This window comes from Streptomyces sp. NPDC003327 (genome assembly GCF_053589515.1).
Genome location: NZ_JBSFSA010000007.1, coordinates 170,113 through 195,418, shown reverse-complemented (window position 1 = coordinate 195,418; position 25,306 = coordinate 170,113). Strand labels below are relative to the sequence as shown.

The following is a 25,306-nucleotide window of genomic DNA, read 5'->3' as shown; positions in this document are numbered from 1 at the left end:
CCCCGGGAACCGGTGGGTACGCCCCTCACGGCGCGTCCGCCTCCCGGGCCGGGCCGTGAGGGAGGAGAGCCGGGTGTTCGACCTGCGCCGTTCGGACGTGGTGCTGTTGCAGGCCGTGGCGGACCACGGCAGTCTGCACGCCGTCGAGCGGGACGGCCGGATGACGCAGTCGTCCGCCAGCCGCCGTCTCGTCAAGCTCGAACGCCGGTTGCGCACCCTGCTGGTGACCAGAGGCGCCACCGGCACCGAGCCCACCGAGGCCGGGCACGCCCTGCTGCACGTCGGACGGCGGCTGCTGGCCGCGATCGACTTCGCGATCGCCACCACCCACCACGAGGCGGACGCGGCGAGCCGGCTGCCGGTGGTGGAGTTCGCGGTGGGGACGGAGTGGGCGTACGGCCTCGACCAGCAGCTGGCGGGACGCTTCCCCGACGTGGTGTTCGACATCGTGCCGGACGACTGCCACCGGGTCTGGCAGCGGTTCGAGCGGTACGCCGCCGACGCGGCGCTCGGCTGGGAGACGGCGCGGCGCCCCGTGGCGCGGCGCGGCGGCGTCCTGCTCCGGACCGTCGCGGAGGAGCCGCAGCAGATCGCGCTGCCGCTGGGGCATCCACTGGCCGCCCAGGACATCCTGGACCTGCGCGACCTCACTCGTACGGAATGGGTGGCCGTGGTCGGCGGCGACTCCGGTGACGACCAGGGGTGGGCGCTGTCCCGGCTGACGCCGGTGCCGCCGGTGAGCTTCACGGTGCGCTCCCAGGGGGCGGCCCTCGACCTGGTGCGCCGGGGGTACGGCATCGCGCTGGTGTCCCCCTCGGCCCTGGGCGGGAACGCGGGGCCGGGGGTGGTGCTGCGGCCGCTGCGGCAGAAGTTCGTGCGCAGGCTTCGGCTTGCCGTCGACCCGTTGGCGATACCCGAGCCGCTCGCGGAGGAGCTGTGCGCGTGGCTGCGCCGGCGGTACGCCCTGCGAGCGGCGGCACACGGCACGTTCCCGGCGGGCGGTGATCCCCTGGACCGGGGGCCGGGCGGCGATCGGGACGGGCACTCCGACAGGGGGAACGTTTCTGCAGCGCCGCCGCCGGCCCCTGGCTCCGTCAGCCCGCCGCCCGTCCTCCTCTCCGAACTGCACTGGTCCACGGCCGAGCGCTGCGCCGGCTTCGAGCCCGAGCACCTCCATCTGCTCCGGGTCATCGGGCGGGCCGGCAGCCTCAACCAGGCCGCCTCGGCCCTCCTCGTCACCCAGCCCGCGCTGACCCGCCGCATCCACCGCCTGGAGGCGAGCTGCGGCCTGCCCCTGGTGCACACCACGGCACGCGGCACCTCCCTCTCGGCCACCGCCCGCCGGCTCCTCGCGTGTACGGGGCCGGCTGAGCACCGGCTCGACTCCCTGGTGAACCACCTGCGCGAGGGCGACGCCGCTCCCGCGCCCGCGGCCGACCCGCACCCCGTCGAGGCGGCGGCCGCCGCGACGGGCGCGGGACCGGCGCGTCCTGCCGTCAGTGCCCGGACGGCACCGCGCTGAGGTGCCCGAGAACGGCCCGCCGTCCGGCCTCGGGCAGGAGGGACGCCAGGGCGAGGCCCGTCTCCCGTGCCGTCCGGTGGTGGACGGCGGCCATCCCGAGTTCCTCGGCGGCCCGGACGTTGCGCCCGAGGTCGTCCACGAGGACGCACGCGTCGAGCGGGAGGTCCAGGAGCCGGGCGGTGTGCCGGAAGATCTCCGGCTCGGGCTTGCGCATCCCCACCTCGCAGGAGATCACCACGGCGTCGAAGAGCCCGTCCCAGGCCCGCCGGTCGTACGTGTGCCCCCAGGAGTTGGAGAGGAGCGCGACCTTCTGGCCGGCGCCGCGCACCGCCCGCAGCAGCTCCACCATGGCCGGCTCGTCGGTGAACGGCGCGAACATCCGCTCCACCAGGCCCGCCGCGACGGGGTGCGTGCCGTCGGGCCTGCGGACCAGGCCGGCGAGCGTCGCCTCGAACTCCGTCACCGGCAGCTCGCCCCGCTCCACCAGGTGGAACCGGCGCGCCACGGGACCGGGCTCCGCCCCGGGCCCGACGAGCCGCCCCAGGGCGGCGTGGAACTCCGCCGCGTCCACCCCCTCCGCGGCCGCCCAGGCGGCGATGCCGTCGGCGAAGGAGCGGGTGAGGACCCCGCCCCAGTCGACGACGATCCCCGACACCTCTGCCACGGTCTCCCCCTCGCCTCGGGCGCGGGGCCGACGGCCCCCGCTGGTCTCCGGTACCAGGGTGCCCGCAGCGCCGGGCGGCCGCAGCCCGTCTTCCCCGTCCGCCCTATGCCATTTGAGGCGGGCGTCGATCCGTCTCCGGGGATGCGTTGCCGCCGCCCGCGACGGCGACGCATAGTCGAGCCGTAGTGGCATGGTGCGGCAGCAGGCTCACGCGTACCGGAGGGTGACACGGATGCAGCTCGGTCGGCCGGTGGAAGAACTCGTCAGGGAGCTCGACGAGAACGGGTTCGTCGCACTCGACGACCTCGTCCCGGAACGGATCCTGGAGGTCATGCGTCGCGGCTGCGACGACCTGATCGGACGGACCCGGAACATGCGCCACAGCTCCCAGGGCTGGCAGCTGGAGGCCGAGGGAGAGGGCGGCGGCTGGGGCGCGCGCGCCGCGGGCCGGGAGGGCATCCCCGGCAAGGTGCGCGTGGTGGGGTACGCCCACGACTACTCGCCGGAGCTCGCGAAGGTCCCCGAACTGCTCGGGCTGAACGAGAACGTGGTGGAGCCGCTGTACGGAACGCGCGGCGACTTCTACAACAGCTATCTGTGGGCCAAGCCCTCGGAGGTCGGCTCGGAGAAGCCCTGGCACCAGGACGCGCTGTTCCTCAAGCCGGAGTTCTACGAGACGTACGAGGACGTCTACACCATCTGGATCGCCGTGGACGACGCCCGCGAGGACAACGGTTGCCTCCGCTTCCTGCCCGGCTCCCACCGGGGACGCGTCCTCCAGGAGCCGCTCGGCATCAACCGCGACGACCTGTTCGCCTCGCCGCGCGAACCCTCGCTGGACGTCGAGCGGCTGTGGCCCGACCTGACACCGGTGACCCTGCCCCGGCGCGCCGGCTCGGCCGTCATCTTCGGGGCCTTCACCGCGCACACCTCCTCCCCCAACACCACCGACGACCAGCGGCGCGCGGTCAGTTACGTCTACTCGCTGCCGCGCCGCCGCCCCGGCACCGCGGGCGGCGGCCGGTGACGGCGGTCCCCGGGGAGTCGCTCGACACGGCCGCGCGGGTGAGCCGGGCGCCGGAGCTGCGCCCGCTCGACCCCGCGGCCGACCTCGACACCGTCTGGGAGCTCGCGCGCGCCCGGGACCTGGCGGCCCTGGGCCGGGTGGAGACGACCCGGGCGTGGATCGCGGGACGGATCACGGGGCCCGGCGCGGACCCGGCGCGTGACGCCAGGCTCTGTCCGGGGCCCGACGGCGACCCGGTCGCCGCCGCCTGGGTCGTCCGCACCTCGGGCGTCGCCGGACGGGTCGTGGAACTGGCCCTGGGGCCCGAGGCCACGCGCGCCGACGCGGCCCGGCTGCTCGGCTTCGCCGTCGCGCGCTGCCGCGAGGCGCTCGACGGGCCGGACGGCGCGGACCGGGCGACGCTGACCTGCTTCGTCTCGGAGGGCGAGCACCTCGCCCGTGCGGCGCTGGGGGACCTCGGTTTCGGCGAGCCCCGGGCGTACCACCGCATGCTGGTCGCGCTGGACGACCGCCCCCTGCCGCCCGTGCCCGCCGTTCCCGGCGCGGTGGTGCGCCCGCTGCGCGACGAGGCGGACCTGCGCGACTTCCACCGCGCGAAGAACCAGGCGTACGCCGGCGACGAGGCCGGCAAGGAGGCGGACTCCTACGAGGACTGGGCCGAGTGGTACCGCTCCGACCCGGGCGTCGACCCCTCGCAGTGCGCGGTGGTCGAACTCGACGGCCGGGTCGTCGGGTTCCTGAACGTCGGTGACCGCATGCTGGAGAGCCGGGGCGTGGCCTACGCGCGCCAGCTCGGCGTCGACGCGTCGGTGCGCGGCAGGGGGCTCGGGGGCCTGCTGCTGGGGTGGGCGCTGGGCGAGGCGCGGCGCCGCGGCCGGACCGGGATGGTCCTGACCGTGGACGAGGAGAACGTCCGGGCGCGCGCACTGTACCGGCGGCTCGGCTGGGAGGTGGAGTCCCGCTGGATCGATCTGCGGCGCACCGTCACCCGGGCGAGCGGCGGCCATGGTTGAGGCGGCCGCCGCGTCCTGCCCGGTCCGTTCAGTCCTTGCCGATGATGCGCCGCATGCGGGCCTGGGCCTCGCCCGCGCCGAACGCCCTGCGGTGCGACTCCTTGGCCTCGGCCCGTACGCGCTCCAGTCCTTCGACGAACGGCGCGTTCACCCGCGGGCGGGTGCCCTGCACCGCGGCCGGGGTGTAGCCGGCGATGGTGCGGGCCAGTTCGACGGCGCGGTCCAGGACCTCCTCGGCCGGGCGCACCTCGTGGAGCAGTCCGTCCCGGAGCGCCCGGTCGGCCGGCCACTCCTCGCAGGTGTAGAGCATCCGCTGCATGACGGCGGTGCCGACGGTGTACCGCAGCATGAACCCGCCGAAGTTGCAGGCGATGCCGACCCGCAGTTCCGGCATCACCAGCCTGGCGGTGGGCGCGGCGACGCGGTAGTCGCAGCAGAGGGCTATCTGCAGGCCGATGCCGATGGCGTACCCGTCGATGGCGGCGATCACCGGCTTGGAGACGCCGGCGACGGCCGTGTAGAGGTCCGTGATGTCGTCGATCCAGTCGTTCACCTCGTCGCCGCCGGTGAACGCGGAGACCTCGTTGAAGTCGCCGCCGACGCCGAAGGAGCGGTCCGGCCCGCCGTGGAGGACGACGGAACGGACGGAGTCGTCCCCGTCGAGGTCGTGCAGCAGCGCGGTGAGCTCCCTCATGCGGGCCCGGCTGAACGGATTCTGTTCGTGTGCACCGGAAAACTCCACAAGAACGACACCGTCACCGATGTGCGAGCATCCGAGCGATTTAACCGCGTTCTGAAAAGACTCGGGCTTGACCGACATCGGCGACCTCTTTTCTCGCTCTTTCGGATTCATTCAGAACCCGATCGCCGATGCACACTAGGTCGGCCGCGCAGGCCGGGTCAATAACTGTTTCAGCCAGCCGACGAGAATCACGGAAGAGGATTCGACAGAATGCAGGAAAAAGATCCACACGTGCCGCTGACCATCGTTCTGGGTACCGGACGCTGTGGGTCCACGATGCTGTCCGACCTGGTGAACCAGCACCCCGGCGCACTGAGTCTGAGCGAGTTCTTCGCCTGCCTGGACCCGGGCGTCTTCCCCGCGGGACAGCTGGACGGACCGGAGTTCTGGAAAGTGCTCGGCACTCCGCGCCTCAAGCCGAACGTCCTCATGAGCCGTGGCGTCACGGTGCCGGAATACCGATATCCGATCGGCTCGGGCCGCTATGCGGCCGGCGCCGTGCCCGCCCTCAGCCTGATGACGCTGCCACCGCTCACGAAGGACCCGGACGCACTGTACGACCGCTTGCGCGACGAAGTGACCGGCTGGTCGGCGGCATCCATTTCCGGCCATTATCTGCGGCTGTTCTCCTGGTGGGCGGCCGCGAGCGGCCGGGACGTCGTCGTCGAGCGTTCCGGGGCGTCCCTGCGGTTCCTCCCCGACCTGCTCGCCCATTTCCCGGCGGCCCGCTTCGTGCACATGTACCGCAACGGTCCGGACGCCGCCGTGTCGATGAGCCGCCACCCGCTGTTCCGGCTCGGGGTGCTGATCGGGGACATGCGCGCGGTGCTCGGCGTCGACCCGTACCGGCGTCCGGACCCCGGCCACACGGAGCGGCTCCCCGAGGAGCTGCGCCCGTTCGCCCCCGACAGCCTGGACGCGGCGGCCCTGGCGGGCGCCGACATCCCCCTGGCCCGGTTCGGCGACATGTGGTCGCGGGCCAACAGGGCGCTGCGCCACCTCGCCGAGCTGCCGCCCGAGCGGCTGCTGCACCTCTCCTACAACGACGTGGTGGCCGACCCGGTGCCCCATCTGACGGCGTTCGGCCGGTTCGCGGGCCTCGCCGGGCCGGAGGAGTGGGCCTCGCGGGTCGTCGGCCAGGTCGACGGGAGGCGCCCGGGCGCCGCGAGCCGCCTCTCCGAGCGGGAGGCGGAGGAGCTCCGCCTGGCCTGCGCTCCGGGCGACCTCCGCCTCGCGGAGTTCCTCGGCACGTGACCCGACGTGCCCGGGATCGTTGTTCATCCGGGCGCCACGCAGGTGCTGAACTCTCTCCCGCGATCGGAGTCGCACCGTGCGCGTCACAGACATCCAGCGCTGCGAGGTCAGGCCGGGCCGCCTCGTCGAATGGACGCTCTCGCCGGCCACCGTCGAGAAGGCCGCGGCCCTGCCCGAGGACGCGCGCCCCCCGGCGTACGTCCAGGAGTCCCACCTCAGGACGTCCCGGAGGGTCCGCGCGGACGGCCTGTTCGTGCCGACCTGGCTCGGCGTCGCGTTCGACATCCCCGGGCGGGTCGACCTCGACGTGCTGAGGGAGGCCCTGCAGAGCTGGACGCTGCGGCACGAGACGCTCCGCAGCGGGTTCCGCTGGGTCGGCGACGAGATGCGGCGCTTCACCCTGGACGCCGGTGACGTGACGCTGCACCCCACGACGGTCGGGGACTTCTCCGACGCGACCGTGCTCGACCGGTACCTCCAGGACCGGTTCGACGTCGCCGCCGACCCCCTCGACTGGCCCAACTTCCTGTACGCGGCGGTCGTCAGGGACGAGGACACCAGCGTGTACCTGGCCTTCGACCACAGCAACGTCGACTCGTACTCCCTCCAGCGGGCGCCCGCCGAGATCCACGCGCTCTACGCGGCGGGCGCCGAGCGGCGCGCGGTGGAGGAGACGCCGCCGCCCGGCAGTTACGTCGACTTCTGCGAGCTGGAGCGCAAGAACGCGGACCGGATCGACGAGGAGCACGACATCGTCGCCCAGTGGCGCGGCTTCCTCGACCGGTGCGGCGGACGGCTGCCGAGTTTCCCCGTCGAGCTGGGCCAGGACCCCGGCGCCCTGACGCCCCAGGCCCTCATGAGCGAGATGCTCGTCGACGCGGACGCCGCCGCCGCGTTCGAGGCGTACTGCCGGCCGTACGGCGGCAGCCTGGTCGGCCTCCTGGCCGCCACCGGTCTCATCGTCCACGACATCGGCGGGGAACCGGTGTACCGCACGGTCGTGCCGTTCCACACGCGGGCGAACAGCGAGTGGTCGGAGTCCGTGGGCTGGTACGTCGGCGGCGCCCCCGTCGAACTGCCCGTGACGCGGGCGTCCGACTTCCCCGGCGCGCTGCGGATCGTGCGCGACCAGCTGCGGGCCAACCGGCGCCTCGCCCGCATCCCGCTCGCCCGGGTGCTCGGCCTCCTCGGCCCCCACTTCCGCCCGACCTCGCCCGACCTGTACTCCATCGTCTCGTTCGTGGACGGCCGGACGATCGCGGGCTCCGAGCACTGGGACGACTGGGCGGTCTACGGCCTGATCCGGGTGTCGTACGGCACCCAGGTCTGCGTCTGGGTCAACCGGCTGCACGAGGGCCTGCACCTGGCCGGGCGCCATCCGGACACCGACGTCGCGCACAAGAACATGCGCCTGTACGTCGAGCGGCTGCGGGACTTCGTCCACGCGGTGGCGGCCGACCGGGGCTGAGGCCGGGGGCGGCCGCACGGGTGACGGTGGTTCCCGGACGGCGGTCGGCGACCCGGCGGACGGTTTGGCCGCACCCCCGCGACGGCCACAGCTCTTGTCGACGGACCGAAGGGACTCGACGGACTCCACGGAATCGACAGCCCCGACGGACGGACGGCGCAGGAGGGATGCGGAGTGCGGATCGACAGGCGCGGTGTGGCCAAGGCGGTCGTCGCGATGGCGGGAGCGGCGTTGACGACGGGCGGACAGCGGGCCGCCGCCACGGTGCGGCGGGAGGAGGCGGGCGGGGCCCGGCCCGGCGTCGTCGCCGAGTGGGTGCGGATCGCCACCGGCACCTCCGGCTCGGAGACCGGCCCGAAGGTGGCGGAGGCCTCGGTCTGGCACGCGTACGTCGCGCTGGCCATGTACAACGCGGTCGTCGGCATCGAGCCGAGGTACGCCCCCTACCGCTGGGCCGCCCGCGGCCCGCGCGGGGCCTCCCCCGAGGCGGCCGCGGTGTCGGCGGCGTACCACGTGCTGCTCGCCGGTTTCCCCGCGGCGGAACCGAAACTGACGGAGAGCCGGACCGCGTCGCTGGCCGCGGTCCCGGACGGACCGGCCAAGGACGCGGGCGTGGCCTTCGGACGACGCGCGGCGGAGCACCTGACGGCCCTGCGCGCACACGACGGCCGCGATCGCGAGGTGACGTTCTCTGCGGTGCCGGCGCCGGGGACGTGGCGACCGACGCCGCAGGAGTACGAGAAGTTCACGACCGCCCCGCTGGCCCGGATGCGGCCGCTCCTCATGCGCCGCCCCGACCAGTTCCGCCCCGGGCCGCCGCCCGCGCTCACCTCCGCCCGGTACGCCCGGGAACTCAAGGAGGTACGGGAGTACGGCGCCAGGACGGGATCCCTGCGCACGGCCCGGCAGACGGAGACCGCGCGGTTCTTCGCCCGCATGGACACCCAGTCGGCGCTCGGCGACCACGCGGCGCGCCACCGCTTCGACATCGTCGAAGCGGCCCGGCTGTACGCGGCGGTCAACGCCACCTGGCTGGACGCGCTGATCGCCGCCTGGGACGCCAAGCTCCACTACGCCACCTGGCGGCCGGTCACCGCCATCCGCGAGGCGGACACCGACGGCAACCCGGCCACCGACGCGCACCCGACCTGGTCGCCGCTGCTGGCCACCCCGGCGCACCCGGACTACCTCAGCGGGCACGCCACCGTGGGCGGCGCCCTGACCGGGACCCTGGTGGGGCTGTTCGGCAGCTCCCGCATCGATCTGCGGATCACCTCCGGCGCCACGCACACCACACGCCACTACGCGCACGCCGACGCGTACAACCAGGACGTCAACGACGCCCGGGTGTGGGCTGGCATCCACACCCGGACCGCCGACGTGGTGGGCAACGCCACGGGGCAGCGGATCGCCGCCTGGGCGCTGGAACGGTACTTCTGCCGTACCTAGCTAGGCCGTCTTGCGGCCGACGCCGGCGTACATCGCGACGTCCGGCGCCGGGGTCTCGGGACGCCACGCGGAGCAGGACACCACGCCGGGTTCGAGCAGTTCGAGGCCGTCGAAGTAGCGGGCGACCGCCTCGGGGGTGCGCTGGGTGAGCTTGGGGGTGCCGTGCTCGTTCCAGAACGCCACCGCCGCGTCGACGTCCGGCATGTCGGGGTGCGTGACCGTGTGGGACAGGACGAGGTGGCTGCCGGGCGCGAGCGCGTCCATGAGCCGGCGGACGATCGCGTACGACTCCTCGTCGTCCTCGACGAAGATGACCACGCCGAGCAGCATCAGGGCCACCGGCTGCGACAGGTCGAGCGTCTTCGCCGCCTCGGCCAGGATCGCGTCGACGTCCCGCAGATCGGCGTCCAGGTAGTCGGTGCGGCCCTCGGGCGTCCCGACCAGGAGGGCGCGGGCGTGGGCGAGGACGAGCGGGTCGTTGTCCACGTAGACGACCCGGGCGTCGGGGGTGACGCGCTGCGCGACCTCGTGCGTGTTGTCGGCGCTCGGCAGTCCCGTGCCGATGTCCAGGAACTGCCGGATGCCCTCCTGCTCGGCCAGGTACCGCACCGCCCGCCCCAGGAACAGCCGGTCGGCCTTCGCGTAGTCGCCGATGCCGGGGTGCAGCTCCCGGATCCGGTCGCCGGCCTCCCGGTCGACGGGGTAGTTGTCCTTGCCCCCGGTCCAGTAGTTCCAGATCCGGGCGGTGTGGGGCCGGGACGTGTCGATGCGCGATTCGATGTCGGTCACCCCTTCAACGTATCGCAGCACGACGGCAACTCCTTTACCGCGTCGGCTCCTTGTTCCCCTCTGTTCACGCGCCGATGGTGACGTGAACACCGGCGCGGGCCCGCCGGATCCGGCTCAGGACCCTTCCGGCCCCGCGTCCGGGGCGGGCTCCGCCCTTCTCCTGCGGTGCAGCGCGATGCCGCACCCCACCGCGAGGAGGAGGCCGACCACCACGGCCACGCCGAGCGCCGTGTGTTCGGCGAACAGGCGCCGCAGCAGTTCGAGCGCGCCGAGGCCGGCGGTGGCGTACACCAGCGCCCAGGCCGCACCCCCGACGAAGAGGGCCGGGAGGTAGCGCGACAGGGGCATGCGCATGCTGCCCGCGAGGAAGTTGGCGGCGGTCTGGAAGCCGATGGTCAGGAACGAGAGGGCCACCACGGGCGCGCCCCACCGCTGGATCGCCCGCTCCACGCGCCGGACCTTGGCCGAGGAGATCCGCTCGGCGAACCTGCTGCGCCGGGCACCGGCTCCGGCGAGCCAGCCGACGGCGAAGGTGCCCCCGGCCCGGAGCAGGACGATGACGTACAGACCGGCGGCCGTGAGCGCGACCTTATCCACGGTGCCTCGTCCCGGGCACCGCGCCGGGGCCCGCGGCTCGGGCGGACCGCCCCGCCCGTCCCGCCCGGTCTCCGGCTCCCGCCCGGTCTCCGTCTCCCACCTGCGCTCCGCCTCCGCCCGTTCCGTCCCCCGTTCCGCCCCGCTCCTCCGAGGCGGCACCGGGATCGATCCGATCATGGCACCGACACCGGGTCCCCCGACAGCGCCAGACTAACCGAACGCCCGTACGGCGAGCGTCGTCGTCCCCGCGGGACGGTTTCGACGCAGTACCGATGCGACTTTCCCCGGCGCGCCGGCGCGGCGAACCTTGCGGCAAGGAAGCATCGACAACCCCACGAGCCGTGGGGGCCCGCCGCGGACGGAACGAGCCGGCCGCCGCCACGGGCTCCCCCACGAGGGACGGTGAGACCGGCATGCCGACGCAACGCCGCCGGGCCGCATCACGGCGGCTCCGTCGTGCGGGCGAACCCGCGCCGCCCCGTCCCGTGTCGGCGGCGCCGCCGGACTGGCCGAGGCGCGTCTCCTTCCGCCAGGTCTGGAGGGACGTGCTCTTCGTCCACTGGGAGGTGCGGCCCGAAGCGGTCGCCCACCTGTTCCCGCCCGGGACGCGCCCCGACGTGCTCGACGGACGGACGTTCGTGGGGCTCGTGTTCTTCGAGATGCGTGACCTTTCGTTCGCCACGGGGCCCGCGCTGCCCGTCCTGGGACGGTTCCCGGAGATCAACGTACGCCTCTACAGCGTGGACGACTCCGGCCGGCGCGGAGTGGTGTTCCTGAGCCTGGACTGCGCCCGCCTCCTTCCCACCCTGACCGCGCGCGGCGTGTTCGGTCTGCCGTACCGGTGGGCGTCGGCCCGCCGGCTGCGCTTCGGGGAGCGGCTCCTCTACACCGTGCGGCGGCACGGGCCGGGGCGCGTCCGCTCCCAGGTGTGGGCCGCCGTGAACGGGGAGCAGGACCGGCGCGGTGCCCTCGATGACTTCCTCACCGCCCGGTGGGGACTGCACGCCGAGGCGTGGGGGCGCACGTACTACTGGCCCCTCCACCACGAGTCGTGGCGGTTCCGGCACGTCGACCTGCTGTCCCTGCGGGACGAGCTCGTCGCCGCCGCGACCGGGCTCCCCCTCGCGGGGACCCCGCCGGTGAGCGTGCTGTACTGCTCGGGCCTGCGCGTGCGCTTCGGGGTGCCCTTCGGCATCGGGTGACGGCGGCGCCCCCTGCGCTCAGGCAAGGCGCTTCTCGATCCAGTCCGCCGCGGTGCGGCGGAAGAGGCGGCGGCTGTCGGCGCGGCGGAAGTCGTGGCCCTCGGCGTGCAGGAGGAGCAGTTCGGCCTCCAGGCCGCGCTCCCGGGCGGCGCGCACGATCTGCTCGGACTCGCGCGGCGGGACGTTGGTGTCGTGGGCTCCGTGAACCGCGAGGAGCGGAACGCTCAGGGCGTCGACGCGGCTCATGGGCGAGAGGGCGCGCAGCAGGGCCCGGTCGCGTTCGGGGTGGCCGTACTTGTGGGCCGCCGACTCGGCCAGCCAGGGTTCCGTGGTGGCGAAGAAGGTCGTGAGGTCGGACATGCCGCAGACGGTGACGCCGGTGCGGAAGAGCCCGGGGTGCCAGACGAGCGAGGCGAGGGTGAGGTAGCCGCCGTACGAGTGCCCCATGACGGCCAGGCGCCGGATGTCGGCCAGGCCCGCCTCGACGATGTGGGCGACGCAGTCGGCGACGTCGTCGATGGCGGCGAAGCGCCCCTCGCCGAGGTCGGCGTCGCGGAAGGTGCGGCCCCAGCCGGAGGAGCCGCGGACGTCGGGCGCGAAGACGTCGAGGCCGCGGCCGGTCAGCTCGTGGTACAGCGGTTCGAAGACCGGGCGTTCCTGCTCCTCGGGGCCGCCGTGCAGGTGGACCACGCAGGGCGCGGGTTCGCCGGGGGCGCGGCCGGGCGCCCGGTGGTACCAGCCGCCCAGGCGCAGCCCGTCGCGGGCCTTCGGCCGCAGGGGGACCGGGCGTACGGGGGCGGGGCCGGGCGGGACCGTGTCGGCGTCCCGCGCGGTCCACGGGGTACGGAGCGCGGTCGACGCGTCGGGCAGGTGCCAGATCCCGGGGCGGCGCTGCGACCCGGCCAGCGCGGCCACGAGGCCGTGCGGTCCGGCGGCGGCGATACGGGTGACCACCTCGTGGTCGAGCGTCACCGTCCGGGGCGGCACCGGCACCGCTCCGGGGCCGGGCAGGGCGAGCGTCTCCAGTTCGCTGGTCCCGCCGACGTTCCAGACGAGGGCGGCGCGGTGCCCGTCCTCGGCGAGGGCGAACAGTTCCAGGTCGTGGGCGGCCCTCCGGGCGATCTCGCGGAGGCCGGTCCGGTGCCCGTGCTCGTCCACGTCGAGGGCGAGCAGGGCGGCGAACTCGGCGCCGTGGTCGCTGCGGAGCCACACCGTGCGGCCGTCGGCCGAGAAGCGGCCGATCCACGGGTCGCCGTCGGCGACCGGGAGCGTGCAGGCGGCGGCCTGGTCGGCGACGCGGACGACGACTGCCTCGCGGCCGCCGCGCGGCCCGCGGCGCAGCAGCGCGAGCCGGCCGTCGCGGCTGACGTCGCAGACGCGCAGCGTGGCCGCCGCGGACTCGTCGGCGAGCAGGACCGGGGGGCGGACCCCGTCGGGGTCGAGCAGATAGGCGGTGAGCCGGTCGCGCACGAACCCCGGGCCACCGTCCGGGACGGGGCCACCGCCGGGGGACGGGGAGCCGCCGGGGGACGGAGAGCCGTACGGGGCCTGGGTCCCCTGCGGGGCCGTGCCGCCGCCCGGGAGCACGCCGCTGCCCGGGGCCGAGCGCCCGTCCAGGGCGGGGTGGCCGCCCAGGACCGGGTGGCCGTCCAGGGCCGGGGGGCCGTCCGCGTACGCGCCACCGTCCGCGAACAGGCCACCGTCCGCGTACGATCCACCGTCCCCCAACGGGCCGCCGCCCGTTAGCGCAGTGCCGCCCGGCACCACGCCGCCGCTCGCCTCCACGCCACCGCCCAGGTCCAGGCCGGCGCCCGGGAGCGGAGCACCGCCCGATCCGGGGCGGCCGTTCCCGAGCGGCCGGCCGTCGCGGATCGGGCGGCCGTCCGCGCCGAGGAGGGTGGCCGGCCCGTCACGGTCGGTCCGGGCCGGCTGCTCCTCCTGGTGCCTGACGGGGTTCCCCGCCGCGTCGACGGGCTCGGCGACGGTGACGGCCAGCGCCGAACCGTCGCCGACCCAGCACCCCAGGTAGGCCGAGGTACCGGGCTCCGCCCCGGCGAGGACCCTGCGGTCCGAGCCGTCGGGGCGGACGCAGAGGACGCGGGTGTGCCCGCTGCCCCCGGGGGCGACGGTGTACGCGATCCACCGGCCGTCCGGCGACCAGGCGACCTCCGTGACCGGGTCGGGCGTGGTGTCGAGCGGCCAGGCCTGGTCGCCGTCGGCCTGCCCGACCCACAGCTGCGGCGAACCGCCCCGGTCGCAGACGAACGCGACGCGCTCGCCGCCCGGGTCGGCGGAGGGGTACCAGCAGGCGTGCGCCGTCTGCAGCGGCGGCGTGTCCGGGTACCCCGCCCCGACGGGCAGGAGCTGTGCCGCGGGCGCGCCCGCCCGGCGGTCTCCGATCAGTCGATTCCGTGCGTCTGCAGCCATATCTCCAGCAACGCTACCTGCCACAGGGCGTTCTGCCCGCGGTGTGCGCGGTGGTCGTCGGGCGCCTCCAGGAGGGAGGCGACGTACTCCTCGCGGAACAGCCCGCGGGAGCGGGCGGCGGGCGCGGCCAGGGCGTCGCGGACGCGCTCCATGACGGGCGGGGCGAGGTGGTGGATGGCGGGGACGGGGAAGTACCCCTTGGGCCGGTCGACCACGTCGCGCGGGAGGACCGTCCGCCCGACGTCCTTGAGGATGCCCTTGCCGCCCTGCGCGAGCTTCAGCTCGGGCGGGCACGCGGCCGCGAGCTCGACGAGCTCGTGGTCGAGGAAGGGCACCCGGGCCTCGAGGCCCCAGTCCATGGTCATGTTGTCGACCCGCTTCACGGGGTCGTCGATCATCATGACGTGGGTTTCGGTGCGCAGACCGGCGTCGATCGCCGTCTCGGCGCCCGGCGCGGCCATGTGGGCCTCGATGTAGTCCCTGGACACGTCGCGGAGCGGCAGCATGTGCGGCTGGAGGATCTTCTCCAGGTCCGCGTGGGTGCGGTCGAAGTAGACCTCGGCGTACCGGTCGGGCTCCTGGGCGCGGGACACCTGCGCGAGCTGCTGGTGCCAGTGGTAGCCGGCGAAGACCTCGTCGGCGCCCTGGCCGCTCTGGACGACGCTGACCTCCTTCGAGACCAGCTCCGAGAGCAGGTGGAAGGCGACGACGTCGTGGCTCGTCATGGGCTCGCTCATGGCGGCTACCGTGGCGTCCAGCGCGGTGGAGACCCGGTCGGACGGGACCATCAGCTGGTGGTGGTCGGTCTCGAAGCGCCGGGCGACGAGGTCGGAGTAGAAGAACTCGTCACCCTCCTGATCGGCCTCCGACTCGAAGCCGACACTGAAGGTCGCGAGGTCCGCCTGTCCTTCCTCGGCCAGCAGGGCCACGATCAGGCTGGAGTCCAGACCGCCGGAGAGGAGCACGCCGACGGGCACGTCCGCCACCATCCGGCGCCGCACGGCGGTGCGGAGGGCGCCGAGCACGGCGTCCCGCCACTCCTGGGCGTCCATGCCGGAGAACTCGGCGCGGCGCGCGTAGGAGGGCTGCCAGTAGGTGCGGTCGGTGTGGGTGCCGTCCGGTTCGACGACGCGGACGGTGGCCGGGGGGAGCTTCCGTACCCCGGCGAGGATCGTGCGCGGCGCGGGGACCGTGGACTGCCAGCTCATGTAGTGGTGGGCCGCCACCGGGTCGAGGCTGGTGTCGACGCCGCCGCCCGCGAGCAGGGCCGGCAGCGTGGAGGCGAACCGGAGCCTGCCGGGCGTCTGGGCGAGGTAGAGCGGCTTGATGCCGAGCCGGTCGCGGACCAGGACGAGCCGGCCGGTGCGGTGCTCCGCCAGCGCGACGGCGAACATGCCGACGAGGCGCGTGACGAAGTCGGTGCCCCACTGGCGGTACGCCTTGAGCACGACCTCGGTGTCCGACGTGGTGGCGAAGGTGTGCCCGAGTGCCCGGAGCTCTGCCCTGAGGTCCTGGTAGTTGTAGATGCAGCCGTTGAACACGCAGGTCAGACCGGCTTCGGTGTCGGTCATGGGCTGGCTGCCGCGGTCGCTCAGGTCGATGATCTTGAGCCGTCGGTGGCCCAGCGCGATGGCTCCCTGGGACCACATGCCCCGTCCGTCGGGTCCCCTGGCCGCCAGCCGGTCGGCCATGCGCTCCACCGCCGCCAGGTCGGGACGGCTTCCGTCGAACCGCATTTCACCGGTCAGGCCGCACACGGGGCGCCACCTCCCTGGACGGTGGGCCGCACCGTACCGCTCGTACGGGGCGCGGGGTCGCTGGCGTGCACGGCGTGCACGGGCAGACGGGCGTGTTTTCGCATGTGCGTCGTCGCTCCTCTGTCGGAGGGTCGTATGTCGTGTCGGTCGGACGTCGTGACGAGGGGACGCCGTCCCGCGGGGATGTCGGTGCGGGCGGAGGTCGCCGCCGGGCCGTCGCCCGCGTCGCGCCGGTTCACAGCGCGCCCGCCGCCGCACGCCCGCCGGGGCGGGCGGCCCGGGTCCTGGGGGCGGGACGCGGGGGCAGGGCGGCGGGCCGGGCCCTGCCGCGCGTGTCCGCGGCGAGCTGGTCCACACCGGCGAGCAGGTCCTCACGTGCCGCCGTGGTGCGCAGCCGTTCCGCGGCGCTCCCCCGGGCGAGGGCCTCCTCCGTGAGCGACCGTACGGCCGGCCAGTCCCCGTACTCCTCCAGTACGGGACGCAGCCGGCGGAGCAGGCCGCGCACCACGGCGGGGGCGGGTGCGGGGCGGCGGGTCACCGGGTCGACGAGGTCGCCCTCCAGGCCGGAGCGGGCGGCGCGCCAGGTCGCCGCGCGCAGCCAGGTGTGGTTGCCGTCGCAGGCGGGTTCCCCTCGCGCCAGGCGGGCGCGGGCGTCCGCCACGAGCGCGCGGTAGAGCGCGGCGATCAGCACCACCGTCTCGACGCGCGGGGATGCGTCGCAGACGCGCAGTTCGAGGGTGGGGACGTGCGCCGAGGGGCGGACGTCGTAGTAGATCATGCCGGGGTCGCTGATGACGCCCGAGCCGACGAGCTCCTCCACCACCCGGTCGTACTCCTCCGCGCCGGTGAAGCAGCCGGGCGGGCCGGCGGTGGGCCAGCGCTGCCAGACCATGGTGCGCCAGCTCGCGTACCCGGTGTCGGCGCCCAGCCAGTACGGCGAACTCGCGGAGAGCGCGAGGAAGACGGGCAGCCAGGGCGCGACGACGCACATCGCGCGGACCGCCGTGTCCCGGTCGGGCACGTCGGCGTGCACGTGGACGCCGCAGATCAGCTGCTCGTCGGCGAGCTTGCGGTACTCGCCGGTCATGTGCGCGTAGCGGGGGTCGTCGTCGGCGCACGAGACGGCTCCGAGCCGGGCCAGCGGGGCGGTGCCGGCCGCGACGACGGCCAGTCCCTCCGAGGCGGCGGCGCGGTCCAGCCGGGCGCGGGTCGTGGTCAGGTCGGCGAAGAGGCCGTCGAGGGTCGCGTGGACCCCGCTGTTGGATTCGACGACGGACCGGGGCAGCTCTCCGGTGAAGGTGTCGCCGTAGCGTTCCACGGCGCGCAGCAGCGCGTCGGCGCGCGGCACCAGCTGGCCGCTCTCGATGTCGATCACGTGAAATTCTTCTTCGACCCCGATACGGACGGTCACCGTGACTCCCTGTATTCGGACGGCCTTCTCAAAGTCGGGGCCTCGCCGTCTCGGCGGCGGCTCCCCTGTGTCCCCCCGACTGCCCCGCCTCGCGCTGACCATGCCTCCGACCTCGCGTGCCGTCCGGACGACCGCTCGTGCGGGAGCCGCGTACCGTGACCGTTCTGCGTGTTCCCGTCCGCGTCGGGGGAACCCGCAGAGTCATGGACCACTCCAAGGCACCGGTGCTGGACGCGCTGATCGCGTACCACGCCGAGAAGCAGACACCCTTCACCCCGCCCGGTCACAAACAGGGCCGCGGCGCCGATCCTCGCGTGCGCGCGGTCCTCGGCGACGCCGTCTTCCGGTCGGACGTCCTGGCCGTCAGCGGGCTGGACGACCGGACCTCCTCGAAGGGGGTGCTCGCCGAGGCCGAGGCCCTGATGGCCGACGCCGTCGGGGCGGACCACACCTTCTTCTCGACCTGCGGCAGCTCCCTCTCCGTCAAGGCGGCCATGCTGTCGGTCGCGGGTCCGCACGAGAAGCTGCTGGTGGGGCGGGACGCCCACAAGTCGGTGGTGTCCGGGCTCGTGCTCGCCGGGATCGTGCCCGTCTGGGTCGACCCCCAGTGGGACGCGCGCCTGCACCTCGCCCATCCCCCGTCCGCCGAGGCCTTCCGCGCGGCGTTCGCCGAGCACCCCGACGCGCGCGGAGCGCTGGTCACCACGCCGACGCCGTACGGCACCTGCTCCGACCTGGCCGCGATCGCCCGCACCTGCCACGACCACGGCGTCCCGCTCATCGTCGACGAGGCCTGGGGAGCCCACCTGCCGTTCCATCCCGGGCTGCCCACCTGGGCGATGGACGCGGGCGCGGACGTCTGCGTCACCTCGGTCCACAAGATGGGCTCCGGCCTGGAGCAGGGCTCCGTCTTCCACCTCCAGGGCGACCTGATCGAGCCGGAGGTGCTCAAGAACCGGGAGGACCTGCTCGGGACCACGAGCCCGTCCTCGCTCGTGTACGCCGCCCTCGACGGCTGGCGCCGGCAGATGGTGCAGCACGGGCACGCCCTGTACGACGAGGCGCTCGCCCTCGCGGAGACGGTACGGGAGCGGCTGGACGGGATCGACGGTCTGCACGTCCACGGGCGGGACGACTTCTGCGGCCCGGGGCTCGCGGCCGACCTCGACCCCCTCCAGGTCATCGTCGACATCACCGGGCTCGGGACGACCGGCTACCGCGTCGCCGACTGGATCCGGGAGCGCCACAAGATCAACCTGCACCTCTCCGACCACCGTCGCACCAGCGCGCAGCTCACCCACGCGGACGACACGGGCACGGCCGACGCCCTGGTCGCCGCGCTGCACGACGTCGCCCGGCACGCCGGCGAGCTGGCGGGCGCGCCGGAGGTGGAGGTGCCGGACCCGGCCGAGCTCCGTCTGGAACAGGTGATGCTGCCGCGCGACGCCTTCTTCGGGCGCGTCGAGCAGGTGCCGTGGGAGAAGGCCGTGGGCCGGGTGACCGCCGAGATGCTGACGCCCTACCCGCCGGGCATCCCGGCGGCGCTGCCGGGCGAGCGGCTGAACTCCGCGGTCCTGCACTACCTGCGCAGCGGCGTCGAGGCGGGCATGGTCGTCCCGGACGCCGCCGACCCCGAGGTCACGTCCGTACGCGTCACGGTCGAGGACTGAGCGGGCGCCGGAGCCGGGGCCGGGACCGACGGGCCCGGCCCCGGTGGCGGGGCCCTCACAGCCCCGCTTCGGCCTTCCGCTGGTGGCAGTCCCAGGCGCGCTCCGCCACGCCCGCGCCGAGGAGGACGTCGGCGGCCGTGCAGGCGAGCGCCTCCGCGGCGCTCAGCATCACGAGGCGGGCGCGGGGCCCGGCGGCCGCCTCGGCGAAGCGGGGCGTGTGGTCGGAGCCGTCAGGGCCGTCGGCTCCCATGATGGCCACGAAGGGGTGGACGGCCGGGACGCGGGTGCTCACGTTGCCGATGTCCGAGGAGCCCAGGTAGATCCCGGGGGTCGGGTCGGTGAGCCGGATGCCGGTGCGCGCGAGGTGCCCGGCGAAGAGGTCCGACAGCACGTCGTTGTCGCGGAAGTGCTCGTAGCGGCCGCCGACGTCCGTCACCTCCGCCCTGGTGCGGGTGGCGAGGGCGACCCCCTCGGCGCACGAACGCACCTCCTCCACCAGCTCCTCGAGGGCGGTGGTGGTCGCGCCGCGCAGCCCGAAGAGGCCCTCCGCGTAGGCGGGGACGATGTTGGTCGCCTCGCCGCCCTCCGAGACGATGCCCTGGACGTGGGAGCCGGACGGCAGCCGCCGGGCCAGGACGCCGAGGGTGTTGAAGAGCTGGACGAGCGCCCCGAGGGCGTCGATGCCCTGGGTCGGGTTGCCGGTGGGGTGGGCGGCCCGCCCGTGGAACCCGATCCGCACCTGGGCGCTGGCGGTCAGCGGCGCCCGGGCCCAGTCGTACACGCCCGGGTGGAACATCAGGGCCGCGTCGACCCCGTCGAAGACGCCCGCCTCCACCATGGCCACCTTGCCGCCGCCGCGCTCCTCCGCGGGCGTCCCGACGGCCAGCAGGGTGCCGACGGACTCGCCGAGCGCGGCCCGCACGGCGAGCGCGGCGCCGAGGCCGGCGGAGGCGATCAGGTTGTGCCCGCAGGCGTGCCCGAGCCCCGGCAGCGCGTCGTACTCCATGAGCAGGGCGACCCGCGGCCGGGGGCGTTCCGAGGCCCGCTCGCCGGGGCGGGGCCCCGCCCCGGTCTCGGCGACGAAGGCGGTCGGCATGCCGGCCACCCCCGTCCGTACGCGGAAGCCCTCGCGCTCCAGCTCCCGGCTCAGCAGCCGGGCCGCCCGGTGCTCCTCGTAGGCGGTCTCGGGCTCGCGGTGCAGGGCGAGGCTCACCTCCCACAAGCGGTCGGCGCGGGCTTCCACCTGCCGCCGGATCCGGGCGTAGGGGAACTCCAGGGACGGTGACACGGGGGCCTCCTCGCATCGGGGCCTGCCTTGCCTGACTCTCCGCGTCTTCCACCCCGGACGGGTTCGACACCTGCGGCCGCGTGGGCCCCCCGGTCGCCGGACGGCGGCGGGGGGCCCACGCGGGCGGTGAGGGCGGGGGTCAGGCGGCCTTCGGGCGCCAGCGCTGGGCGCGGGTCGGCGAGGTGGTCGCCTGGACGACGAGGCCCTCGGGAGTGGCCGCCAGGGACAGGCCGCTGTGCTTGGCCCTGAGCGTCAGCGACCCGGATTCGTTGGTCACCGTCCACTTCTGGTTCTCGGTGCTGCCGCAGGTGTACTGGACCACCGGGGCCCCGTCGGCCGTGGAGCTGCCCGCCACGTCGGCGCACAGGCCGCTGCCGGCGTTCTTGAGCCGGTAGGAGCCGTCGTCGTTGCGGGTGACGTTCCACTTCTGGGCGGGCGAGGCGGAGGGGGCGCCGACGGTGAGCCGGCCCGCGTTGGTGTCACCGGGCGCCTGGAGCAGGGGCCCGCTCTCGGTGCTGTGGGCGAGGGCGTACTGGCCGTCGGGGAGGGGCGGGGGGACGATCTCCTCGTGGCCGACGCTCATCGCGAAGACGTGGACGGTTCCGTTGTTCGGCAGGGTGACCGCGGCCACCTGGCGGGCCGGGTCGATCGCGACGGTCTTCGTGTAGAGGCGGTAGGAGACGGTGGGGTAGGCGGGGCCGGTCGGTGTGTTCTTGCCCCGGGTGGTGACGGCGGTGCTCGCGCCGTAGGTGTCCGTCGCCAGGCAGCACCAGTTGGGGAAGCCCACCGTCACCTCGGCCGTGGAACCGTCGGTGTAGTGCACGAGGGCCTTGCCGCCCGCGGCGCCGCTCGTGCCCGTGCCGAGGAAGGCGAGGGCGTTGCCCTTCTCCGTTCCGGTGACCTTGATGGTCTGCCCCCTGCCCGTGGCGTTGTCGGCCGTGCCCGGCGCGGCGTCGGGCCAGGTGAAGGTGAACCCGTTGGCCCGCACCGTGGCGCCCGGCGCGACCCCGGCCGCCGCCAGTCGTTCGGCGATGAAGCTGGAGCCGCCGCCGTCGATGTTCCCGGTCTGCGGCCCGTCCTCGGCGGTGACCCCGACGTTGTCCGCGGCCGCCGCGACGGAGGCGTACGCGAGGGTGGTGGCCGCCTGGGAGCGGACGGTCCAGGACGCGTTGCGGGTGGCGTAGGACGTGGTGGCACCCAGCTCGAACGTGCCCGGTTCCGCGGTGTCGGGAGCCGTCACGGTGAAGCGTGCGGTGTAGGTGGTGCCGGTCTCCACCCTGGCGGTGGTCGGGCCCTCGGCCTCCACGGTCCAGCCTTCGGGGGCCGTCAGGGCGGAGGCGGTCACGTCGACGGGCTTGGCGGTGCTGTTCGTGAACGAGGTCGTCACCCGCATCGGTTCGCCGCTCGCGACGATCAGCGGGGCTTCCGCGGTGAGTCGGACGTCCCGGTCGTCGGGGTGCCGCCCGCCGACCGCGGTCGTCCCGACGAGCTGGATCCTCAGCGCCGACGTGGTGGGCGTCGTGGCGGTCCTCACGTGGACGACGCCGGTCGCCGCGTCGTAGAACCAGCCGGTCCCGGCGGCTTCGAGCTGCGCCGCCGTCGCCGCCCTGGCCAGGTTCCCGCCCTCCACCCGCACGACGGAGGGTACGTCGTCGGTGTGCACGGTCAGACCGTACCGCCGCTCGGCGGGCTTGCCCGCGTAGCGTCCTTCGAGCGCGCCGACGGTGATGTCGACGGTGCCGGAGCGGCGGGCGGCGGGTGCGTTCACGTCGATCGTCTGGGTCGCCGAGGCGCCCCCGGCGTGGGCGCGGGTGCGGCCGTCGTCCTCGTAGAGGGTGAAGGACGACGTTCCCTCGGGGTAGACGTCCAGGTCGAGCCGGCCGGCGTCCTTGCCCTGCTTCCAGTCCGTGGTGCCCTCGGGGAACATCGGCACGACGGCGCCGGCCCGGACGAACAGCGGCAGGGTGTCCAGGGGGGCGTGGTAGCCCTGGAGGGTCTGCTCGCCCTCGTACACGCGCCCGGTCCAGTAGTCGACCCAGCGCCCCTCGGGCAGGTAGATGTCGTTCCGCACCGTGCTGTCCTCGTACACGGGGGCGACCAGGAAGTCGTCACCGGCGAGGAACTGGTACGTCGCCTTGTCACCCCACGTCGCCGGATCGTCCGGGTAGTTGAGGTACAGCGGGCGGGTGGGGCCGACGCCGTTCGCGGAGGCGTTCGCGGCGTGGGTGTAGAAGTAGGGCAGCAGCCGCTCGTGGAGCATCAGGTACTTCTTGTTGATCGCGGTGTAGGGCGCGCCGTACCGCCAGGGCTGCTTGTCGCTCGACGCCCAGCCGCTCATCGAGTACGTCATCGGCAGCAGCATCTTCCACTGGAGGTCGCGGACGTACGTCTCGGCGCTGCCGCCGAAGATGCCGTCGATGTCCCCGGTGGTCATGTGCTGGCCGGACATGGTGGAGCCGGCGTAGGTGGGGATCTGCCAGCGGATGTAGTCCCAGCTGCCGGCCTGGTCACCGCTCCACATCGCGCCGCACCGCTGGGTGCCCGCCCAGCCTTCGATGGTCATGACCGTGGCGCGGTCGTCGCTGTGCCGCTCGATGCCGCTCCGCGACTTCTCGCAGGCGTCGAGTGCGAAGCGGTAGCCCGGACCGACCCAGGCGACGTCGGTCTTGCGGACGCGTACGCCCGCGCCGACCTCGGCCTCCTGCTCCGTCAGGTCCGACTCGGTCCACAGGCCGAGTTCGCCGCCGTGCCCGTGGAGCATGCCGGCCGTCTTCGCGAGGTCCTCGTAGCCGCAGCCGTACCCGTCGTTGACGAGCATCCAGCCGAGCGGCATGCCGTGCTCGGCGTAGCCGTCCGCGATGGTCGTGGCGTCCCGGAGCGTCCTGCGTTCGCCACGGTTGCGGTTGTGCAGGTAGCAGTCGGCGTCACCGACCTCGAGCGCGTACATCGGCATCATGGCGGGACGGCCGGTCAGTTCGGTGTAGCCGTCGATGACCTGCCTGGCGTCGCCGACGAAGTAGTACGCGTCGAACCGCTGCTCCTTGTGGGTGGTGCGCACCGGGGAGCGGAAGTCGTACGCGCCGGGGGCGAAGGTGTTGCGGAGCACTCCGTAGCCGCGGCTGGAGACGTAGAACGGGACGGCGTTCGGGTTGCCGCCCTCGTTCCAGTTGTAGTCACGGTCGATCTCGATCGTCCGGTCGCGGTGGCTGAACCGGCCGTTCTGCATGCCGCCGCCGAAGAACTGCTCCTGGGCGCCCCGGGCCAGCGACTGAACGGCGCCCTCGCCGGACCAGGAGAGCGGCGCGCTCTCGCGCCACAGCTCCGTGCCGTCCTCGTCGGCCAGCGTCAGGGTGAGGGGCGCCTTGGAAACGGTCAGCGTCGCCTCGTCGGTGCGGATGACGTAGGCGTCGGCGCGCTCGGTGTGCGTCGAGCCCGCGCCGTCGTAGTCGCGTTTGACGACGATGTCCGCGTCGGGGGCCGCCGGATCCGACGGGTCGTCGTTGGCGGGGTCGGTGAAGCGTCCGTCCGGTGCCAGGTGGACCCGGAACAGGTCGTCGTCCTGGAAGCTGATGCGCAGTTTCGCCTGCCCCGAGGAGACGGTGTAGACGTCGCCGTCGGCCGCGAAGCCGGTGACGTCACCGAGCCGACCGCCGACGTCCGCCGCGTCGCTCGCCGGGACGGCGGCACCGGCTGTCGTGGACGTCATCGCGAGCAGGATCGAGGCGAGGACCGAGACGCGGAGCCTCGTTCGACGTGGGTTCATGGGCACGCTCCTGAGGAGTGGGCGTGATGCGTACGCAGCGCATCCAAGCCCGCGGAGCATGCACAGGTCAACACGCGTGCTGAGGTTTTCTGCTCGATACGTCGCCCTACTGAGCAGTAGCGGTCATCCTACGGCTCCGGGCGCGCGGTCTTCCGTCAAGCGCCCCGCTCGCTCGACGGCGGTCTCCTCCTCGACGGCGGGCACTCCCGAGGAGGGAAGCAGCTGCGGAATGCCGTCGACGATCGGATACCGGCGGCGCAGGCGCGGGTTGTAGAGGGCACCGCCGTTCTTGTCGAGGATCAGCGGCCCCTTGTCGAGGGGGCAGGCGAGGATCCGCAGCAGCGGGCTGTCGGGATTCATGGGCGGTTTCCTTCGGGAGTGGGGGGATCCGCGTCGTGTCGCGGCATGGTGAGCAGAACGGTGAGGGCGAGGACGGTGCCGCCGAGCCGCAGCAACAGCCGCGGCGCGTCGTCGGGCAGCGGCTCGTCGAACGCGATCGTCCCGCTCACGATGGCGAACACACAGGCCACCGTCGAGCACACCGGGACGATCAGGGAGGCCCGGCAGCGCTGGAGCGCGGTCTGCGACAGCACGAGGCCGGTGACCCCCGTCAGCAGCAGGAGGTACGGGTAGGGGGAGGCGAGCAGGGCGGGGACGGAGCCGAGCAGGTCCGAGGTGTCCAGCCGGCCGGACACGCCCTTGATGGCGAGGGAGCTGACACCGTAGATGAGACCGACCGCGACCGCGTACGCCACACCTGTGGTCGGCTGCCGATGGCGCCTGCGCGCCCGCCGCTCCGCCGCCGAGTAGAGCGCGAGCCCGGCCGCGAGGGACGGCACGCACAGGGCCAGCAGGACGCCCGTGGGCGCGCTGCGGCTGATCTCCTCCCGGGTCCCGTACAGCGAGCCCACCACCATCACGAGCGCCAGGCCGATGACGGCCACGGCCCGCCGCTCCCGGCCGGAGGGGCGCTCACCGAGCACCACCGACGAGAGCACCAGGAGGAGCACGAGACCGGAGAGGAACAGGCCCTGCGCGGCGGCGATGGGCAGGGTGCGGTAGACGGCCAGCTGCGCGGCGAACCCCAGGCCCAGCGCCACGGCCCCGCAGATCCACAACGGTCTGGAGAGCAGCAGGACGACGGCCCGGCCCGGGCGGGCGGCGCTGAGCGGCGGCATGCCGGCCAGCGCCCGCTTCTCCAGGACGAAGCCGGTGCTGTACAGGACGTTCGCCACCAGCGCGGCGGCCACACCCCACACCACG

General features: G+C 74.0%; 19 protein-coding genes. 8 read left to right on the top strand and 11 right to left on the bottom strand.

The annotated features are described in order from the left end of the window. Nucleotides 1-73: 73 nt before the first annotated feature. Complete coding sequence (locus ACWDVG_RS09385) at nt 74-1,522, top strand: LysR family transcriptional regulator (RefSeq protein WP_451697754.1); 1,449 nt, start codon at nt 74-76, stop codon at nt 1,520-1,522. Here ACWDVG_RS09385 and ACWDVG_RS09380 read toward each other — a convergent pair. Next, the gene (locus ACWDVG_RS09380; protein WP_451697752.1) at nt 1,497-2,186 is read right to left on the bottom strand and encodes an HAD family hydrolase; all 690 of its coding nucleotides are present in this window, start codon (nt 2,184-2,186) and stop codon (nt 1,497-1,499) included. The two genes, ACWDVG_RS09385 and ACWDVG_RS09380, sit on opposite strands and share 26 nt — an antisense overlap. A gap of 232 nt (nt 2,187-2,418) precedes the next feature. Between ACWDVG_RS09380 and ACWDVG_RS09375 the strand changes: the two genes are divergently transcribed. Together ACWDVG_RS09375 and ACWDVG_RS09370 are read left to right on the top strand one after the other, a co-directional pair. Then, on the top strand, nt 2,419-3,213 hold the full coding sequence (locus tag ACWDVG_RS09375; RefSeq protein ID WP_451697750.1) for a phytanoyl-CoA dioxygenase family protein: 795 nt from the start codon (nt 2,419-2,421) through the stop codon (nt 3,211-3,213). Then, nucleotides 3,210-4,226 (top strand): N-acetyltransferase family protein, encoded by a 1,017-nt coding sequence (locus ACWDVG_RS09370; protein WP_451697748.1) that lies wholly within the window; start codon nt 3,210-3,212, stop codon nt 4,224-4,226. The genes ACWDVG_RS09375 and ACWDVG_RS09370 overlap by 4 nt, the downstream gene beginning before the upstream one ends. A 28-nt stretch (nt 4,227-4,254) precedes the next feature. Here the strand turns inward: ACWDVG_RS09370 and ACWDVG_RS09365 are convergent, their stop codons facing one another. Continuing rightward, nucleotides 4,255-5,046, bottom strand: coding sequence for an enoyl-CoA hydratase/isomerase family protein (locus ACWDVG_RS09365; protein ID WP_451697746.1), 792 nt, complete (start codon nt 5,044-5,046; stop codon nt 4,255-4,257). 198 nt (nt 5,047-5,244) lie between these two features. Here ACWDVG_RS09365 and ACWDVG_RS09360 point away from each other — a divergent pair, with 198 nt between their 5' ends. The 3 genes from ACWDVG_RS09360 to ACWDVG_RS09350 all read left to right on the top strand — a co-directional run bounded on the left by ACWDVG_RS09360 (nt 5,245) and on the right by ACWDVG_RS09350 (nt 9,139). Continuing rightward, complete coding sequence (locus tag ACWDVG_RS09360; RefSeq protein WP_451697744.1) at nt 5,245-6,222, top strand: sulfotransferase family protein; 978 nt, start codon at nt 5,245-5,247, stop codon at nt 6,220-6,222. A 76-nt stretch (nt 6,223-6,298) separates the two neighbouring features. Further along, nucleotides 6,299-7,690 carry a condensation domain-containing protein gene (locus tag ACWDVG_RS09355; RefSeq protein WP_451697742.1) on the top strand — a complete coding sequence of 464 codons (1,392 nt, stop codon included), beginning with the start codon at nt 6,299-6,301 and terminating at the stop codon, nt 7,688-7,690. 174 nt (nt 7,691-7,864) lie between these two features. Continuing rightward, complete coding sequence (locus ACWDVG_RS09350; protein ID WP_451697740.1) at nt 7,865-9,139, top strand: vanadium-dependent haloperoxidase; 1,275 nt, start codon at nt 7,865-7,867, stop codon at nt 9,137-9,139. On the opposite strand, the gene ACWDVG_RS09345 is transcribed toward ACWDVG_RS09350, so the two are convergent. Together ACWDVG_RS09345 and ACWDVG_RS09340 are read right to left on the bottom strand one after the other, a co-directional pair. After that, nucleotides 9,140-9,928, bottom strand: coding sequence for an SAM-dependent methyltransferase (locus ACWDVG_RS09345; RefSeq protein ID WP_451697738.1), 789 nt, complete (start codon nt 9,926-9,928; stop codon nt 9,140-9,142). A gap of 114 nt (nt 9,929-10,042) precedes the next feature. Then, complete coding sequence (locus ACWDVG_RS09340; RefSeq protein WP_451697736.1) at nt 10,043-10,525, bottom strand: DedA family protein; 483 nt, start codon at nt 10,523-10,525, stop codon at nt 10,043-10,045. Nucleotides 10,526-10,938: 413 nt separating this feature from the next. Between ACWDVG_RS09340 and ACWDVG_RS09335 the strand changes: the two genes are divergently transcribed. Next, complete coding sequence (locus ACWDVG_RS09335; RefSeq protein ID WP_451697734.1) at nt 10,939-11,727, top strand: YqjF family protein; 789 nt, start codon at nt 10,939-10,941, stop codon at nt 11,725-11,727. Between the two features lie 18 nt (nt 11,728-11,745). On the opposite strand, the gene ACWDVG_RS09330 is transcribed toward ACWDVG_RS09335, so the two are convergent. From ACWDVG_RS09330 to ACWDVG_RS09320, 3 genes are all read right to left on the bottom strand, one after another. Then, nucleotides 11,746-14,154, bottom strand: a complete 2,409-nt coding sequence (locus ACWDVG_RS09330; RefSeq protein WP_451697732.1) for a S9 family peptidase — start codon at nt 14,152-14,154, stop codon at nt 11,746-11,748. Next, nucleotides 14,127-15,911, bottom strand: a complete 1,785-nt coding sequence (locus ACWDVG_RS09325) for an N-acetylglutaminylglutamine amidotransferase (RefSeq protein WP_451697730.1) — start codon at nt 15,909-15,911, stop codon at nt 14,127-14,129. Before ACWDVG_RS09325 ends, ACWDVG_RS09330 begins: the two co-directional genes overlap by 28 nt. Before the next feature lie 235 nt (nt 15,912-16,146). Continuing rightward, nucleotides 16,147-17,322 carry a carboxylate-amine ligase gene (locus tag ACWDVG_RS09320; RefSeq protein ID WP_451697729.1) on the bottom strand — a complete coding sequence of 392 codons (1,176 nt, stop codon included), beginning with the start codon at nt 17,320-17,322 and terminating at the stop codon, nt 16,147-16,149. Nucleotides 17,323-17,525: 203 nt separating this feature from the next. On the opposite strand from ACWDVG_RS09320, the gene ACWDVG_RS09315 reads away from it, so the two are divergent. After that, nucleotides 17,526-18,992 (top strand): aminotransferase class I/II-fold pyridoxal phosphate-dependent enzyme, encoded by a 1,467-nt coding sequence (locus ACWDVG_RS09315; RefSeq protein ID WP_451697727.1) that lies wholly within the window; start codon nt 17,526-17,528, stop codon nt 18,990-18,992. Between the two features lie 55 nt (nt 18,993-19,047). Here ACWDVG_RS09315 and ACWDVG_RS09310 read toward each other — a convergent pair whose 3' ends face one another. The 4 genes from ACWDVG_RS09310 to ACWDVG_RS09295 all read right to left on the bottom strand — a co-directional run bounded on the left by ACWDVG_RS09310 (nt 19,048) and on the right by ACWDVG_RS09295 (nt 25,305). Next, nucleotides 19,048-20,280: an amidohydrolase gene (locus tag ACWDVG_RS09310; RefSeq protein ID WP_451697725.1), complete on the bottom strand. Its 1,233-nt coding sequence runs from the start codon at nt 20,278-20,280 to the stop codon at nt 19,048-19,050. Between the two features lie 139 nt (nt 20,281-20,419). Next, the gene (locus tag ACWDVG_RS09305; protein WP_451697723.1) at nt 20,420-24,043 is read right to left on the bottom strand and encodes an RICIN domain-containing protein; all 3,624 of its coding nucleotides are present in this window, start codon (nt 24,041-24,043) and stop codon (nt 20,420-20,422) included. Nucleotides 24,044-24,166: 123 nt separating this feature from the next. Beyond that, nucleotides 24,167-24,403: a Trm112 family protein gene (locus ACWDVG_RS09300; protein WP_451697721.1), complete on the bottom strand. Its 237-nt coding sequence runs from the start codon at nt 24,401-24,403 to the stop codon at nt 24,167-24,169. Then, nucleotides 24,400-25,305, bottom strand: a complete 906-nt coding sequence (locus tag ACWDVG_RS09295; protein ID WP_451697719.1) for a DMT family transporter — start codon at nt 25,303-25,305, stop codon at nt 24,400-24,402. The genes ACWDVG_RS09300 and ACWDVG_RS09295 overlap by 4 nt, the downstream gene beginning before the upstream one ends. Nucleotide 25,306 lies beyond the last annotated feature (1 nt).